Below are 15,588 nucleotides of genomic sequence, written 5' to 3' on the forward strand. Positions count from 1 at the left end.
TGAACGGCCTCGGCCGCTGTGCATGTCGCTCTCCGGTACCACCAGCTTGCCGCTGACGAAGTCGTTCCGGGTCCGGCCACCGAGCAAGCCCCGCCTCGTGCCGGATCGGAAGCCCGGGAACGCTGCACTGACCACGAGCCTCGGTGATCGAGCCGTTCCCGTTCAGCCCAAGATGAAGGGGTCCCGCGTGCCGCCGGTCAGTTCCACCCAGACAGCCTTGGTCTCCAGATAGGCGTCAACGGCCTCGGCACCGTTCTCGCGCCCGATTCCGGACTGCTGGTACCCACCGAACGGCACGTTGGGCGCCACGACCCGGTAGGCGTTGATCCACACCGAACCGGCCCGCACCCGGGCCGCGACCCGGTGACCACGGTGCACGTCCTTGGTCCAGACCGCTCCGGCGAGGCCGTACGGAGTGTCATTGGCCAGCTTGATCGCCTCGTCCTCGTCGGTGAAGGTCACCGCGGACAGGACCGGGCCGAAGATCTCTTCGCGGAACACGGTGCTGGCGGGCGTCACGGACAACACCGTCGGCGAGACGAAGTAGCCACCGAGCCGGTCATCTGTGGCACCGCCATAGGCAACCGTGGCGCCCTCTTCCCGAGCGACCTCCAGGTATCCGACCACCTTCTCGAACTGCGGCCGGTTGGCGACCGGACCCATCTCGGTGTGCTCGTCGAACGGGTCGCCGAGCCGGATCGCGGCGGCCCGCTCGGCCACCCGCCGGACCAGCTCGTCGTGCACGTCGACGTGGCAGATCAGCCGGGAACCGGCCATGCAGCTCTGCCCGGTGGCCGCGAAGACGCCCGCGACGAGGCCGTTGGCGGCGGCGTCCAGGTCCGCGTCCGGGAATACGATCTGCGGCGACTTGCCACCGAGCTCCAACGTGGCCGGGATGAGCCGGTCGGCGGCGGCACGGGCGACCGCCCGGCCGGTGGCGGTCGACCCGGTGAACGCGACCTTGTCGACTCCCTCGTGGGCGACCAAGTGCTCGCCGACTTTCCGGGACAGGCCGGTGACGACGTTGACCACCCCAGCGGGGAAGCCGGCCTGGCCGATCAGCTCGGCAAAACCGAGCGTCGACACGGGGGAGTGCTCGGACGGCTTGACCACGACCGTGCAGCCCGCGGCCAGCGCGGGCGCAAGCTTCCAGGTCATCAGCAGCAACGGCGAGTTCCAGGGCGTGATCGCCGCGACCACGCCGACCGGCTCACGCCGCGTGTAGACGAGGTAATCGGGGTTCGGAGAGGGGATCTGCCGACCCTCCAGTCCCTGCGCGACACCGGCGAAGTAGTGGTACCAGCCGCCGATCGCCCGGAGCTGACCGAGCATCTCGCGGTAGAGCTTGCCTGAATCCTGCACCTCCAGCCGGGCAAGCCTGTCGGCGTCCTCGGTGACGAGGTCACCGAGGCGGCGCAGGCAGGCCGCCCGGGCAAACCCCGTCATGCGGCCCCACTCGCCGTCCAGCGCAGCCCGGGCCGCGGCGACGGCCGCGTCGACATCCTCGGCTGATCCGTCCGGGACGTCCGCCCACGGCTGCCGGGTGTAGGGGTTCTCGCTCTGGAAGGTGACGCCGGAAGCAGCCTCAGCCGGCTGCCCGCCGATCAGCATCGGAAAGTGCGCAAGTTCGGTCATGGTCGCCTTACTTTCGATTCGGTAGGAGTGGAACTCAACCCGCATCGGCGAAGCAGGTGCCCGAAGCGCTGGGCCTTCGCCGCCAGAAACGGGTGCTTTCGGGATGTGACTCGAGAATCAGCGCAAACCGCTCGACCACCCGCGTCCCAAAAAGGACGCACGACCCGCAACGCCGTCACAGCCTCAGTCAGAAAGTTCCCGGCGAACGGCCCGGGTGAGCACCCGACGGTTCTTCATCGCCTCTTTTCTTCCAGGCAGGGCAACCTCGTTACGGCGGCGCCGACGGGCGGCACCGTGTGCGGTCACCGACCGGCTGTGTGGCCGGCCGGCCTGGGCATCTACTAATCGCCGGAGGCATCACGCAGCTTCTGCACCCGGCCGGCAGCCAGGTCCAGGATGCGTTCGCGGGCGGCGCGCAGCGCCCGTTCCGCGCTGACCGGGTCGATCCGGCCGGACGGGCCAGCCAGGGTCAGTGCGGTGGTCTTGAAATCGAGTTGGTGCTGCAGCGGGATCGACACCGCGTCAATCCCGTCGACGAATTCGCGACGGGTGAACGCGACGCCGGATTCCGCGATTCCCGCCAGGTATTCCTCCGACGGCAATTCGATGCCGCGGCGCCGCAGATCGTGCCGCTGTTCCTCGGTGACGGCGAACGCCAGCAGCACGTGGTTGGACGCGCCGACCTTGAGTGGAATCCGGGTGCCGACGCGGATATCGGCGTTCAGTACCTGATCGCTTTCCGCCCGCTGGATGATCAGGCCGCTGTCCCGGTGCACCGCCGCGATCGTCGCGGTTTCCCCGGTCACCGCCACGAGCCCTTCGAGGACGTTCTGGATCTTCTGGCCGAGCCCGGCGTGCTGGAGCGCGGTATTGCCTACCCGGACCGCGAGCAGGCTCAGTCCGTACCGGCCCTGCCCGTCCTGCTCCACCCAGCCGGACGCGACCAGCGTGGCCAGCTGCTTGTGGACGGTCCCGCGCGAGCTTCCTACGACGCGCGCGAGTTCGCTCACGCCATACGGCCGGTCCAGCGAGGCCAGGGTTTCCAGCAAGGCGAGGGTCTTCTGCGTCGAGCTGAGAATGTTTGCCGGACGGTCTTCGTGGTTTGTCATCGGTTCGAATACAGCGTCATCGTCCACGAGACACACTGTAGGTCGACCAGCTCGACGCGGCAACGCCGCACGGGGCCGGACCATCCCACCGATCGACGTGGAGCAGATCGAGCTGCCACATCACGCGGCGCCCGCGGCCACCAGATCGTGCGTCGTGCCGTAGCCCGTGGAAGTCAGGTGTCCGAACCAACCGACGGTGAACGAGCGGAGGACGAAGTGCGTCGTCGGGTCGGCCGGGCACTCGGCCACGGGGACGGGCAAGTAGCGGAACTTGGGCGTGTATTGGCCGTGGATGGTCGCCAACGGTCGGTGCAGGCCGGACTTGGTCGGACACGACAAGATCGGCCCCTCACCTTGTTCGTGCTGGTGAGGGGCCGATCTTGTGATGATCCGGATGGTGCCCCCGGCAGGATTCGAACCTGCGCTCCCGCCTCCGGAGGGCGGTGCTCTATCCCCTGAGCTACGGGGGCCCGTTCAACGTTGCAAACCCTAGCGCACGCCCTGGGCTAGCTCGGCAGCGGCTGCCCACCTCGCTCGGCGAGGAGCTGACGCAGGTAGCCGGCCTCGGTGGTCTGGGAGCTGAGCATCTGTGCGGCGAGGTTGCGCACCTGCGGCATCGAGGCGTGCTGGGCGCCGTACTGCAGCATCGTGGCGCCTCCCTCGTGGTGACGCAGCATCAGCTGCAGGAACATCACGTCGAGCTGGTGGCCGGTGGCCGCGCGCAATCCGGCCAACTCCTCGGTGCTCGCCATGCCCGGCATCGTGGCGACGCCGCCTGCGGGCATCGCGGTGCCCATGTGGGAGTGGTCTGCGGGGCCGGTCATCCAGGCCATGTGGCCGCCGACCGGCAGTGCCCCGGCGCCCCACAGCTCCAGCCAGCCCTGCATCCGGCCGATCTGGGAGGTCTGGGTGGCCTCGATGTCGGACGCGAGCTGGAACAGCGCGGGGTCGGTGGTGTGGTCGCGCTCCCAGGCCGCCATCTCGACGGCCTGCTGGTGGTGCACGGTCATGTCCTGCGCGAACCCGACGTCGACGGAGTCGGCGGTGGGTGTGGCCGGAGTGGGGGCCGAGCCGGGGAGGCCGGCGAGCAGGCCGCCCGCCGCCCCGAGCAGGAGCAGGGCCACCGCGGCGGCGACGATGAGCAGCGGACGCACCCACCGGCCCTCATGCGGAGGCGGGTCCGCAGGTGGCGGGGCGTCCATGGTGCCGGCGGTCGGAGCGGTCGGGGTGCTCACCCGAACCATCATGAACCGCCGTCGGGGGCGACGCCCGCTCCCGGTGTGGTCTCAGCCTGCGAGCCCGGCGTGCCGGGGGCGGGGGCGGGGACGAACGGAGGCGGGCTGTCCTGGGAGAAGCCGCCGCTCACTCCGACCTCGTTGCAGCTCGCGCCCGGCTCGGGGTACGTGTACTGGTTCAGGCGCAGCGCGGCGATGAACTGGTCGATCCGCGGGTCGGCGGCGTCCGACAGCTTGAGCTGGTGGCCCCACGACTGCACCGAGATCGGCTGGTCGAGCCCCGGGTAGGGCGACATCAACGTGTAGGGCTCACCGTCGACCTTGCTCCGGAGGGTCTCGAGCGCGTCGCCCGTGACCTGGTCGGGGTTGTACGCGATCCAGACCGCGCCGTGCTCGAGGGAGTGCACGAGGTTCTCGGTGCGCACCGCCTCCGGGTAGACGGCGCCGTTGCACGCGGCCCACACGGCGTCGTGCGCGCCGCCGAAGGGCGGGCTGTGGGTGTACGCGACCTGGGTGTCGCGGCCGACGTGCTGGCCGCCGGGGTACCCCTGCACCACCACCCCGGGGATCTGCTTCGACGGGTCCTGGTTCTCCGCTGTGGGCGTGAACGGGGCGAGTGCTTCGGTCTTCGCCTGGTTCTGCTGGTTGCGCAGGAAGGCGTAGCCGAACACCCCACCTGCGAACAGGACCACCACGAGAACGGCCGCGATCAGCCCCCACGGGGTGGACTTGTGGCTGACGACGGGCGTGCGCGTGCGCGAGCTACGAGACGCCTTGCTCTTGTTGCCGCTGACCATGATCCGTCCAGAACATCGGGGCTGGGAAAGGAGGCGCGGGCGTCACCCGGACGGCCCTTGCCGGAGGGCAAGTGTAGGAGTGAGGCGGGAGTAAGTGGCGAGCGCCACCTCCTAGACTGGGTCGGGTGAATCCCGCCCTGCTCGCCGACCTGGTCCGCTCGACCGCGTCCGAGGTACTCAAGGACCGCGGTCTGGACCTCGCGGCGCTGCCCGACGACGTCGGCGTCGAGCGTCCGCGCAACCCCGAGCACGGCGACTACGCCACCAACGTGGCCCTGCGTACCGCGAAGAAGGCCGGCGTCCCGCCGCGCGAACTGGCCGGCTGGCTCGCCGACGCCCTCGCCGCCCGCGACGGCATCGAGAGCGCGGAGATCGCCGGGCCCGGCTTCATCAACCTCCGGCTCGCCGCCGACGCACAGGGCGCGATCGTCGGCGACGTCCTGCAGGCGGGCGACGCCTACGGCACCGGCGACGAGCTCTCCGATCGGAACATCAACCTGGAGTTCGTCTCCGCCAACCCCACCGGGCCGCTGCACCTCGGCCACACCCGCTGGGCCGCCGTCGGCGACGCGCTCGGCCGGGTGCTCGCCGCCCGGGGCGGCAAGGTCACCCGGGAGTACTACTTCAACGACGCCGGCGGCCAGATCGACCGCTTCGTCGACTCGCTGATCGCCGCGGCGAAGGGTGAGCCCACCCCGGAGAACGGGTACGGCGGCGCCTACATCGGCGAGATCGCCGCCCAGATCACCACCGCCGAGCCCGGAGTGCTCGACCTGCCCGACGCGCAGCGTCGCGAGGAGTTCCGTCGGATCGGCGTCAACCTCATGTTCGACGAGATCAAGCGGGCTCTGCACGCGTTCGGCACCGACTTCGACGTGTGGTTCCACGAGAAGTCCCTGCACGACTCGGGCGCGGTCGGCGCCGCGGTGCAGCGGCTCAAGGACTCGGGCAACCTCTACTTCTCCGACGGTGCGTGGTGGCTGCGCTCCACGGACCAGGGCGACGACAAGGACCGTCCGGTCATCAAGAGCGACGGCCGGCCCGCCTACATCGCGGGCGACCTCGCCTACTACCTGGACAAGCGCAAGCGTGGCTTCGACCTGTGCATCTACATGCTCGGCGCCGACCACCACGGCTACATCGCGCGGCTGCGGGCGGCCGCGGCCGCGTTCGGCGACGACCCGAACACCGTCGAGGTCCTGATCGGCCAGATGGTCAACCTGTTCCGCGACGGTCAGCCGGTGCGGATGAGCAAGCGGGCCGGCACCGCCGTGAGCATGGACGACCTGGTCGACGCCGTCGGTGTCGACGCGGCGCGCTACACGCTGATCCGGTCGTCGGTCGACTCCACCCTCGACATCGACCTGGACCTGATCGTTCGCCGCAGCAACGACAACCCGGTCTTCTACGTGCAGTACGCGCACGCCCGGCTCGCGTCGCTGGCGCGCAACGCGGCCGACCTCGGCGTCACCGTGCCCGAGCAGCCAGACTTCGGCCTGCTCGACCACCCCCGCGAGGGCGACCTGATCCGCACGATCGGCGAGTTCCCGGCCGTGGTCGCATCGGCCGCCGAGCTGCGCGAGCCGCACCGGGTGGCGCGCTACCTGGAGCAGCTGGCGAGCGCGTACCACAAGTTCTACGACGCCTGCCGCGTGCTACCGATGGGCGACGAGGAGATCTCCGACCTGCACCGCAACCGGCTCGCGCTGTGCGTCGCAGCCCGCCAGGTGTTCGCCAACGGCCTCTCGCTGCTGGGTGTTTCCGCACCGGAGCGGATGTGAGGGCGCACCCGGCCGGGCCCCTGCACGCCGGCATCCAGGCGCCCCCCGAGACCGCCGGTTCCCGGCCGCTCGACGCCGCAGGGCTCGACGAGCTGGCCCCCGTGGTGTGGCCGCGCAACGCCGCTCGCGGTGACGACGGCGCGCTCCGGATCGCCGGGGTCGACGTGCGTGAGCTGGCCGAGACCTACGGCACCCCGCTCTTCGTCGTGGACGAGGACGACTTCCGGTCCCGGGCCGCCGAGTTCGCCCATGCCTTCGGCGCGGATGCCGTGCACTATGCGGCCAAGGCGTTCCTGTGCACCGAGGTGGCCCGCTGGGTGGCCGAGGAGGGGCTCAGCCTGGACGTGGCCAGCGGCGGCGAGCTCGCCGTCGCGCTGCGCGCCGGTTTCCCCGCCGAGCGGATCGCGATGCACGGCAACAACAAGTCCTTGGACGAACTCGTCGCCGCCGTCGAGGCCGGGGTCGGGCGCGTGGTGCTCGACTCGTTCCACGAGATCGCCCGCCTGGACGCCATCTCGCGCGACCGTGGCGTCGTCACGCCGGTGATGATCCGGGTGACTGTCGGGGTCGAGGCCCACACCCACGAGTTCATCGCCACGGCGCACGAGGACCAGAAGTTCGGGTTCTCCATCGCCGGTGGTGAGGGGAGCGACGCCGCTGAGGCTGCGCGGCGCGTGATCGGGTCCACGGGGCTGCGGCTCGTCGGGCTGCACAGCCACATCGGGAGCCAGATCTTCGACACCGAGGGTTTCCGGGTCGCCGCCCACCGCGTGGTGCGCTTCCACGCGCAGCTGCACAAGGAGCACGGCGACGAGGCGCTCGAGTCGGTCACCACGCTCGACCTCGGCGGTGGCTTCGGCATCGCCTACCGCGCCTCCGAGGAGCCGCTGAACGTGACGCAGCTGGCCGACGAGCTGCGCTCGATCGTCAAGCACGAGTGCCACGAGGCCGAGCTGGATGTCCCGGAGATCGCGGTCGAGCCGGGGCGCAGCATCGCAGGGCCCGGCACCGTCACGCTCTACGAGGTGGGCACCCTCAAGGACGTGCCGCTCGACGGCCACGCCTCGCGTCGCTACGTGAGCGTCGACGGCGGGATGAGCGACAACATCCGCACCGCCCTCTACGACGCCGTGTACGACTGCCGGCTCGTGTCGCGGTCCTCCCGGCTCGACGGCAGCGGCGAGGCGGCCCTGTCCCGGGTGGTCGGCAAGCACTGCGAGAGCGGCGACATCGTGGTGCGCGACTGCTGGCTGCCCGCCGACGTCGCGCCCGGCGACCTGCTCGCGGTGGCCGCGACCGGGGCGTACTGCTACTCGATGGCGAGCTCCTACAACCGGCTGCCGCGGCCCGCGGTCGTCGCGGTGCGGGACGGGCAGGCACGCGTCCTGCTCCGCCGGGAGACAATCGAGGACCAGTTCCGGCTCGAGGTCTCCGGGTGAGGCCGCCCACCCGGACTTCGTCCACGGTCCGTCACCCGCGATGATTCGGGCTTGTGACGACCGCAACGCCGTGATGACGAGAAAGCTGTGACGGCGGGGACAATGGCACGACCGACAAGCGTGTGACGGGAAGAGGGCTGTGACAGGAAAAGCGCTGTGACACCGATCCGCGTCGCGATGCTGGGCTGCGGCACCGTCGGCCGTGAGGTGGTGCGGCTGTTGCGGGAGCATGCCGACGAGCTCGCGGCCCGTGCCGGGGCGCCGGTCGAGCTGGCCGGTGTGGCCGTTCGTCGCCCCCACAAGCACGCCGACCTGGGCGATCTCCTCACCGACGACGCCGCGCGCCTGGTCACGCGCGACGACGTCGACGTCGTCGTCGAGGTGATCGGCGGCATCGAACCCGCTCGCACACTGCTGCTGGAGGCGCTCAAGGCCGGCAAGTCGGTGGTGACGGCCAACAAGGCCCTCCTCGCCGACGACGGCCCCGCGCTGGCCGAGGCGGCCGACGCGTCCGGGGTGGACCTCTACTACGAGGCCGCTGTTGCCGCGGCGATCCCGCTGCTGCGCTCGCTGCGTGAGTCGCTGGCAGGCGACCGGATCACGCGCGTCGCCGGGATCGTCAACGGCACCACCAACTTCATCCTCTCCGCGATGACGGCCTCCGGGTCGAGCTTCTCCGAGGCGCTGGAGGAGGCCACGCGGCTCGGTTACGCCGAGGCCGACCCGAGCGCCGACGTCGACGGCTACGACGCCGCGTCCAAGGCCGCGATCCTCGCCTCGCTCGCGTTCCACACCCGCGTCACGGCCAATGACGTGCACTGCGAGGGGATCCGCTCGGTCACGGCGTCCGACATCACCGCCGCGGCGGGGATGGGATGCGTGATCAAGCTGGTGGCGATCTGCGAACGCACCCCGCCCGACGGCGACATCCCCGAGTCGGTCTCCGCGCGCGTGTACCCGGCGATGATCCCCGCCGCCCACCCGCTGGCGTCCGTCGACGGCGCGTTCAACGCGGTGTTCGTCGAGGCAGAGGCGGCGGGCCAGATGATGTTCTACGGGCAGGGGGCCGGTGGCGCGCCCACGGCCAGCGCCGTGCTAGGCGACATCGTGGCGGTGGCGCGCAACCGTGTGGGCGGCGGGCGTGCTCCCCGCGAGTCCGCCTACGCCAGCCTGCCCGTTCGCGCGATGGGGAGCGTGCGCACGCGCTACCACGTCAGCCTCGACGTCGACGACCGCGCCGGTGTGCTCGCGGCGATCTCCGGCGAGTTCGCCCATCGCGGCGTGAGCATCGCTGCCGTCCGGCAGACCGGCGGCGGCAACGGTGGAGCGGCGGCGCGCCTCGTCGTCGTCACGCACGCAGCGCCCGAGGCGGCCCTCGCCGCCACGGTGGAAGTGCTTGCCGGCCTGGACGCCGTGCGGGCCGTCGACAGCGTGCTCCGGGTCGAGGACCTGGGCCGGAAGGGTGTTGCCGGGTGAGCTCTGTGACGAAAGCGACCCGGTGGCCCGGCGTGATCGAGGCCTTCCGGGAGCGGATGCCCGTCGAGCCCGGCTGGACTGTGGTCACGCTCGGTGAGGGCGGCACGCCGCTGCTGCCGGCTCCGCACCTGTCCCGGCGCACCGGCTGCGAGGTCTTCCTCAAGGTCGACGGTGCCAACCCGACGGGTTCCTTCAAGGACCGCGGGATGACGGTGGCGGTCACCGACGCGCTGGCCCAGGGCAAGAAGAGCGTGCTGTGCGCGTCCACGGGCAACACGTCGGCATCGGCCGCCGCCTACGCCGCGAGGGCCGGTCTGACCTGCGCGGTTCTCGTGCCGCAGGGCAAGATCGCGCTCGGCAAGCTGGCCCAGGCCGTGGCGCACGGCGCCCGCATCCTGCAGATCGACGGCAACTTCGACGACTGCCTCGAGCTCGCCCGCAAGACGGCGGCCGACTACCCCGTGGCCGCGCTGGTCAACTCGGTGAACCCCACCCGGATCGCGGGGCAGGCGAGCGCCGCCTACGAGATCTGCGACGAGCTGGGCCGCGCCCCCGACGTGCACTGCCTGCCCGTCGGCAACGCCGGCAACATCACCGCCTACTGGGCGGGCTACCGCGCCTACCGCGCCGACGGCCTGATCGGTGCGGCGCCCCGGATGTTCGGCTACCAGGCGGAAGGCGCCGCTCCGCTCGTGCACGGCGCCCCGGTCCGGCATCCGGAGACGATCGCCACAGCCATCCGGATCGGCGCACCGGCGTCCTGGGCGGCAGCCGTCACAGCCCGTGACGAGTCGGGCGGGCAGTTCGCTGCGGTCTCCGACGACGAGATCCTCGCGGCGTACCGCCTGCTGGCTGCGCAGGAAGCCGTGTTCGTGGAGCCGGCATCCGCGGCGAGCGTGGCCGGACTCCTGCAGTCGGTGGGCAACGGCACGCTGCCGCGCGGGTCGCTCGTGGTGTGCACCGTCACCGGCCACGGTCTGAAGGATCCCGACACGGCGCTGCTCGCGGCGCCCGAGCCCACCGTGGTGCCCATCGACCCGGGTGCCGTGGCCGACGCGCTGGAACTGCGATGAGCGTCGGTGCCCGTGCCGGAAAAGTGACATTCATGACTTTTTCGGCTGCTGCGGGTGCCGCGCCGCCGAGGTTGCGCTGATGGGCAGGCCCGGCGAGGTCCGAATCCGCGTGCCCGGCTCCTCGGCGAACCTCGGGCCCGGGTTCGACTCGTTCGGCCTCGCGCTCGGGCTCCACGACGACGTCGAGGTGTCGGTCACGTCCGGCGGCATCGACGTCGAGATCGAGGGGGAGGGGGCCGGTCAGGTCCCCTGCGACGAGGCGCACCTCGTGGTGCGTGCCATGCGTGCCACGTGGAACATCGTCGGGGACGCCCCGCCCGGCCTGCGAATGCGGTGCCGCAATTCGATTCCCCATTCCCGCGGGCTGGGTAGTTCGGCGGCGGCCGCGGTCGCGGGTGCCGCTGCGGCCGTCGTGCTCGCCGGGCGTGACCTGGAGCTGGAGCGCGAGACGGTGCTGCAGGTCACGGCCGGGATGGAGGGCCACGCCGACAACGCGGCGGCCAGCCTCTACGGCGGCTTCGTCGTCGCTTGGGAAGCTGCCGGGAATATTGCCGAGCGGTTTCACGCTGTAAGACTCGAGACGCATCCGGGGATCCACCCGGTTGCACTCATCGCGGGAAGAGAATCGTCCACCAGCGCCACGCGAGGGCTTCTGCCCGAGCACGTACCGCTGCGGGACGCGGCCTTCACCGGCAGCCGCACCGCGCTCGCCGTTCTGGCGTTCACCCAACGGCCTGACCTGCTGCTGCCGGCCACCGAGGATCGTCTGCACCAGAACTACCGGCGTCCGGCTTACCCGGAGTCGTCCCGTCTGGTGGACGCGCTGCGCGAGCGGGGAGTCCCCGCCGCGATCTCCGGCGCCGGGCCGTCCGTGCTGGCACTGACGGCCGACGGGACTCTGCCCGAGGGCCTGGACCTGCACGGGTTCAGGGCCGTCGCACTGCCTGTCGATGACGTCGGGGCCACGGTCGAGATCGGGTAGTCCCATTCCCACGGCTGCCGTCCGGCGCGTCGAGCAGGGGGGTTGTTGCCGCACCGAGGGGTGAACGTCTACTCTCGGCACCGCAACGGCGATCCACGCGTCATCCGTGTGGCCACTCGAGCCGGAATCTTCGTATCCGTTGGATCACTTCTGATTTCGACCCGGGCGGCCTTCAGTCGCGACCGTCGCGCCGATCGCCGCCCCTGCCTGTCGGGGCGGCCGCGCTCCCGCGATCCGTTGACCGACATGTCGTCCGGCGCACCGTCCGGGCGAGTGTGTGAATCCCGCTGACCAGTGGATTTTGGTCAGGAAGGACATCAGTGAGCGAGACCGATCTCGTCAGCACCGAGACAGCCCCTGCACCGCGTAAGCGCGGTGGACTGACCGGCATGGTGCTGGCGGAGCTCCGCCAGCTCGCCGGGGAGCTCAACATCCCCGACACGGCCGGCATGCGCAAGGGCGACCTGATCGCCGCCATCAAGGAGAAGCAGGGCGGCGCGCCCGCCCGCAAGCCGGCCGCCGCGCAGCTCTCGCTGCCCGACAACTCCGTGCCCGCCGCTGCCGGCACGGACGCTCCCACGGTCGCCGACGCTGCCAGCACCAACGGAGCTGCGCAGGCCGAGGTCACCCCGGCCGCCGCCCCGCCCACCCGGCGTCGTCGCACCGCGTCGCGCCCGGCTGGAGCGCCCGACGTCACCACCGCTGTGGAGGCGCCGGCTGCCAACGGCAGCCCGGTCGCGAACGGCGGCCCCGTGGTGACCGCCCCGGCCGTCGACGCGGCACCCGTGGCCGAGGCGACCAACGGCGCCGCGCCTGCGATCGACAGCACGCCCGCCCCGAGCACCGCCCCGGCCGAGGCCCCCGCGGCCGACGCCGAGAGCGACACGGGCAGCCGCCGCAGCCGGCAGAGCCGCCGCAACCGCGGTGGCGAGCAGAGCGGCGAGACCGCGGCCGACTCCTCCTCCACCACCACCGGCGAGAGCCAGGTCGAGGAGCGTCAGTACAACCGCACCCGCGAAGGCCGCGACGAGCGCGGGGACAACCGCGGCGACACGCGCCCCGACCGCGGCGAGAACCGCAACGACCGGGCCGAGCGCAACGACCGGGGCGAGAACCGCAACGATCGTGGCGAGAGCCGCAACGACCGCAATGACCGCTCGGACAACCGCCCGGACGGCAACCGGTCGGGGGGCCGTCCCGACAACCGTTCGGACAACCGCTCCGACAACCGCGGTCCGCGCGACAACCGGCCCGACGAGGACGAGGACGACGGCGACGGCCGTGGCCGGCGTGGCCGCCGGTTCCGGGACCGCCGCCGGGGCCGCGACCGGGAGCGCCCCGGTAGTGGCCAGGGTGGTCAGGGCAATGTCGACACCGAGGTGCGCGACGGCGACGTGTTGCTACCCGTCGCCGGCATCGTCGACATCCTCGACAACTACGCGTTCGTGCGCACCACCGGCTACCTGTCCGGCCCCACGGACGTCTACGTGTCGCTGTCGATGGTCCGCAAGTACGGCCTGCGCCGCGGTGACGCGATCACGGGCGCTGTGCGCGAGCCCCGCGAGGGCGAGCAGTCGCGGCAGAAGTTCAACCCGCTGGTGCGCGTCGACTCGATCAACGGCCAGGACCCGGAGAGCGCCCGGAACCGGCCGGAGTTCACCAAGCTCACCCCGCTCTACCCGAACGAGCGGCTGCGCCTGGAGACCGAGCCGCACAAGCTCACCACGCGCGTGATCGACCTGGTGATGCCGGTCGGCAAGGGCCAGCGTGCGCTGATCGTGTCCCCGCCGAAGGCGGGCAAGACCACGATCATGCAGAACATCGCCAACGCGATCACCACCAACAACCCGGAGTGCCACCTCATGGTCGTCCTCGTGGACGAGCGGCCGGAGGAGGTCACCGACATGCAGCGGTCGGTGAAGGGCGAGGTCATCGCGTCCACGTTCGACCGGCCGCCGACCGACCACACCACGGTCGCGGAGCTGTCGATCGAGCGGGCGAAGCGCCTGGTCGAGATGGGTCACGACGTGGTCGTGCTCCTCGACAACATCACGCGCCTCGGCCGGGCCTACAACCTGGCGGCGCCCGCGTCGGGCCGGATCCTCTCCGGTGGTGTCGACTCCACGGCGCTCTACCCGCCGAAGCGGTTCCTCGGCGCGGCGCGCAACATCGAGGACGGCGGCTCGCTGACGATCTTCGCCACGGCGCTCGTCGAGACCGGGTCCACGATGGACACGGTGATCTTCGAGGAGTTCAAGGGCACCGGCAACGCCGAGCTCAAGCTCGACCGCAAGATCGCCGACAAGCGCGTGTTCCCGGCCATCGACGTCGGTGACTCCGGCACGCGTAAGGACGAGCTGCTGCTCTCGCCCGACGAGCACGCCGTCATGGTCAAGCTCCGCCGGGTGCTCGCGGCGCTGGACGACCAGCAGGCCATCGACCTGCTGCTCACCCAGCTCCGTAAGACGCGCACCAACATCGAGTTCCTGATGCAGGTGGCGAAGAGCACCCCCGGCACCGACGACTGATACACCCGACCACCCGGACCGCCCGCGGGAATCCGCAGGCGGCCCGGGTGGTTGAATGAACTGTCACGCTCCGGTTCCGGTTCACCCCGCGATTCGCGGGGACCCGGCGCCATATCGAGAGGAACCAACGTGCGCTCCGGCATTCACCCCGAGTACGTCGAGACGCAGGTCACCTGCGGCTGCGGCAACCAGTTCACCACGCGCAGCACCAAGACCAGCGGCACCATGTCCGTCGAGACCTGCTCCGCTTGCCACCCCTTCTACACCGGCAAGCAGCGGATCCTCGACTCCGGTGGTCGCGTGGCCCGCTTCGAGGCCCGCTACGGCAAGCGCGCCGGCAAGAAGTCCTAGCGTCGTCGACGGCGCCCACCTCTCATGGTGGGCGCCGTCCGCATGTTCGCAGCAGCAGGGGAGATCGCGAGACGGACGGGAGGGGCGATGAGTACACCAGCAGTGGAAGCAGTGCTTGCGGAGCACGCTGAGCTGGAGCTGCGGCTCGCCGACCCCGACGTCCACGCCGACGCCGCCACGGCGCGCAAGCTCGGCCGTCGCTACTCGCAGATCGGCCCGATCGTCGCGGTCGCCCGTGAGCTGGCCTCGGTCCGCGAGGACGAGGCCGCGGCGCGTGAGCTCGCCGCCGAGGACCAGAGCTTCGCCGCCGAGGCCGACACGCTGGCCGCCCGGATCCCGGGTCTGGAGCGGCGCCTGGCAGAGCTGCTCGTGCCGCGCGATCCCCACAACGGCGACGACATCGTGCTCGAGGTGAAGTCCGGCGAAGGTGGCGAGGAGTCGGCGCTGTTCGCGGGCGACCTCGTGCGGATGTACCTGCGCTACGCCGAGCGCCGCGGCTGGGCCACCGAGATCCTCGACGCCGTGCCGTCCGACCTGGGCGGATACAAGGACATCACGCTCTCGGTCCGGTCCCGCGCACCGGAGGCCGACGGGGTCTGGTCGGCGCTGAAGTTCGAGGGCGGCGTCCACCGCGTGCAGCGCGTGCCGGTCACCGAGTCGCAGGGCCGTGTGCACACCTCCGCGGCCGGCGTGCTCGTGTACCCGGACACCGGCGACGACGCCGCCGTCGAGGTCGACGAGAACGACCTGCGCATCGACGTGTTCCGGTCCTCGGGCCACGGCGGACAGAGCGTCAACACCACCGACTCGGCCGTGCGGATCACGCATCTGCCCACCGGCATCGTCGTGAGCTGCCAGAACGAGCGGTCGCAGCTCCAGAACCGGGCGCGGGCGATGGAGGTGCTGCGGTCGCGGCTGCAGGCGCTGGCCGAGGCGGAGGCCGCGGCCCAGGCCTCGGCGGATCGTCGGTCGCAGGTGCGCACCGTCGACCGGTCCGAGCGGATCCGCACCTACAACTACCCGGAGAGCCGGATCTCCGACCACCGCGTCGGCTACAAGGCCCACAATCTCGCCGCCGTCCTCGACGGCGATCTCGACGATCTCCTGGCCGCGCTCGCTGCGGCCGAGCGCGCGGAGGCGGTGGGCGCGTGAGGTCGCGGTCCACCACGGCCCACCCGCAAC

The 15,588-nt window shown here is 71.2% G+C and carries 13 protein-coding genes and 1 tRNA gene; 8 read left to right on the top strand and 6 right to left on the bottom strand.

The features are described from left to right. Positions 1–162: 162 nt before the first annotated feature. From ABD743_RS35010 to ABD743_RS35035, 6 genes are all read right to left on the bottom strand, one after another. A complete protein-coding gene (locus ABD743_RS35010) occupies positions 163–1,635 on the bottom strand; it encodes an aldehyde dehydrogenase (RefSeq protein WP_344727716.1) in 1,473 nt (490 codons plus the stop codon). Between the two features lie 341 nt (positions 1,636–1,976). Then, a complete protein-coding gene (locus ABD743_RS35015; RefSeq protein WP_344727487.1) occupies positions 1,977–2,771 on the bottom strand; it encodes an IclR family transcriptional regulator in 795 nt (264 codons plus the stop codon). 93 nt (positions 2,772–2,864) lie between these two features. After that, positions 2,865–3,083, bottom strand: coding sequence for a hypothetical protein (locus ABD743_RS35020; protein WP_344727489.1), 219 nt, complete (start codon positions 3,081–3,083; stop codon positions 2,865–2,867). A gap of 56 nt (positions 3,084–3,139) precedes the next feature. Continuing rightward, positions 3,140–3,214, bottom strand: a tRNA-Arg gene (locus ABD743_RS35025). A gap of 36 nt (positions 3,215–3,250) precedes the next feature. Further along, entirely contained in the window at positions 3,251–3,988 is a 738-nt protein-coding gene (locus ABD743_RS35030; RefSeq protein WP_379659182.1) for a DUF305 domain-containing protein, read from the bottom strand. Then, a complete protein-coding gene (locus tag ABD743_RS35035; protein ID WP_344727493.1) occupies positions 3,988–4,776 on the bottom strand; it encodes a thioredoxin-like domain-containing protein in 789 nt (262 codons plus the stop codon). The genes ABD743_RS35030 and ABD743_RS35035 overlap by 1 nt, the downstream gene beginning before the upstream one ends. Positions 4,777–4,901: 125 nt before the next feature. Here ABD743_RS35035 and argS point away from each other — a divergent pair, with 125 nt between their 5' ends. The 8 genes from argS to prfA all read left to right on the top strand — a co-directional run bounded on the left by argS (position 4,902) and on the right by prfA (position 15,558). Then, positions 4,902–6,557 (top strand): arginine--tRNA ligase, encoded by a 1,656-nt coding sequence (gene argS / locus ABD743_RS35040; protein ID WP_344727495.1) that lies wholly within the window; start codon positions 4,902–4,904, stop codon positions 6,555–6,557. Next, entirely contained in the window at positions 6,554–7,996 is a 1,443-nt protein-coding gene (gene lysA, locus ABD743_RS35045; RefSeq protein ID WP_344727497.1) for a diaminopimelate decarboxylase, read from the top strand. Before argS ends, lysA begins: the two co-directional genes overlap by 4 nt. 156 nt (positions 7,997–8,152) lie before the next feature. Next, positions 8,153–9,472, top strand: a complete 1,320-nt coding sequence (locus ABD743_RS35050; RefSeq protein WP_344727499.1) for a homoserine dehydrogenase — start codon at positions 8,153–8,155, stop codon at positions 9,470–9,472. Positions 9,473–9,528: 56 nt separating this feature from the next. Further along, the gene (gene thrC / locus ABD743_RS35055) at positions 9,529–10,545 is read left to right on the top strand and encodes a threonine synthase (protein ID WP_344727717.1); all 1,017 of its coding nucleotides are present in this window, start codon (positions 9,529–9,531) and stop codon (positions 10,543–10,545) included. A 79-nt stretch (positions 10,546–10,624) separates the two neighbouring features. Next, positions 10,625–11,527 (top strand): homoserine kinase, encoded by a 903-nt coding sequence (gene thrB / locus ABD743_RS35060; protein ID WP_344727501.1) that lies wholly within the window; start codon positions 10,625–10,627, stop codon positions 11,525–11,527. A 389-nt stretch (positions 11,528–11,916) separates the two neighbouring features. Next, positions 11,917–14,055 (top strand): transcription termination factor Rho, encoded by a 2,139-nt coding sequence (rho, locus tag ABD743_RS35065; protein WP_344727718.1) that lies wholly within the window; start codon positions 11,917–11,919, stop codon positions 14,053–14,055. 129 nt (positions 14,056–14,184) lie between these two features. Next, positions 14,185–14,406 carry a 50S ribosomal protein L31 gene (gene rpmE / locus ABD743_RS35070; RefSeq protein ID WP_344727503.1) on the top strand — a complete coding sequence of 74 codons (222 nt, stop codon included), beginning with the start codon at positions 14,185–14,187 and terminating at the stop codon, positions 14,404–14,406. A gap of 87 nt (positions 14,407–14,493) precedes the next feature. Then, positions 14,494–15,558, top strand: coding sequence for a peptide chain release factor 1 (gene prfA, locus ABD743_RS35075; protein ID WP_344727505.1), 1,065 nt, complete (start codon positions 14,494–14,496; stop codon positions 15,556–15,558). The last annotated feature ends 30 nt before the right edge of the window (positions 15,559–15,588 follow it).

Source organism: Pseudonocardia yunnanensis, assembly GCF_039534065.1.
GTDB classification, from domain to species: domain Bacteria; phylum Actinomycetota; class Actinomycetes; order Mycobacteriales; family Pseudonocardiaceae; genus Pseudonocardia; species Pseudonocardia yunnanensis.

Bases quoted from the DNA above. Each gene is read 5' to 3' on its own strand.
- ABD743_RS35010 (WP_344727716.1), bottom strand. From the start codon at position 1,635: ATGACCGAACTTGCGCACTTTCCGATGCTGATCGGCGGGCAGCCGGCT.
- ABD743_RS35030 (WP_379659182.1), bottom strand. From the start codon at position 3,988: ATGGTTCGGGTGAGCACCCCGACCGCTCCGACCGCCGGCACCATGGAC.
- ABD743_RS35035 (WP_344727493.1), bottom strand. From the start codon at position 4,776: ATGGTCAGCGGCAACAAGAGCAAGGCGTCTCGTAGCTCGCGCACGCGC.
- thrC (WP_344727717.1), top strand. From the start codon at position 9,529: ATGCCCGTCGAGCCCGGCTGGACTGTGGTCACGCTCGGTGAGGGCGGC.
- thrB (WP_344727501.1), top strand. From the start codon at position 10,625: ATGGGCAGGCCCGGCGAGGTCCGAATCCGCGTGCCCGGCTCCTCGGCG.
- rho (WP_344727718.1), top strand. From the start codon at position 11,917: ATGGTGCTGGCGGAGCTCCGCCAGCTCGCCGGGGAGCTCAACATCCCC.
- prfA (WP_344727505.1), top strand. From the start codon at position 14,494: ATGAGTACACCAGCAGTGGAAGCAGTGCTTGCGGAGCACGCTGAGCTG.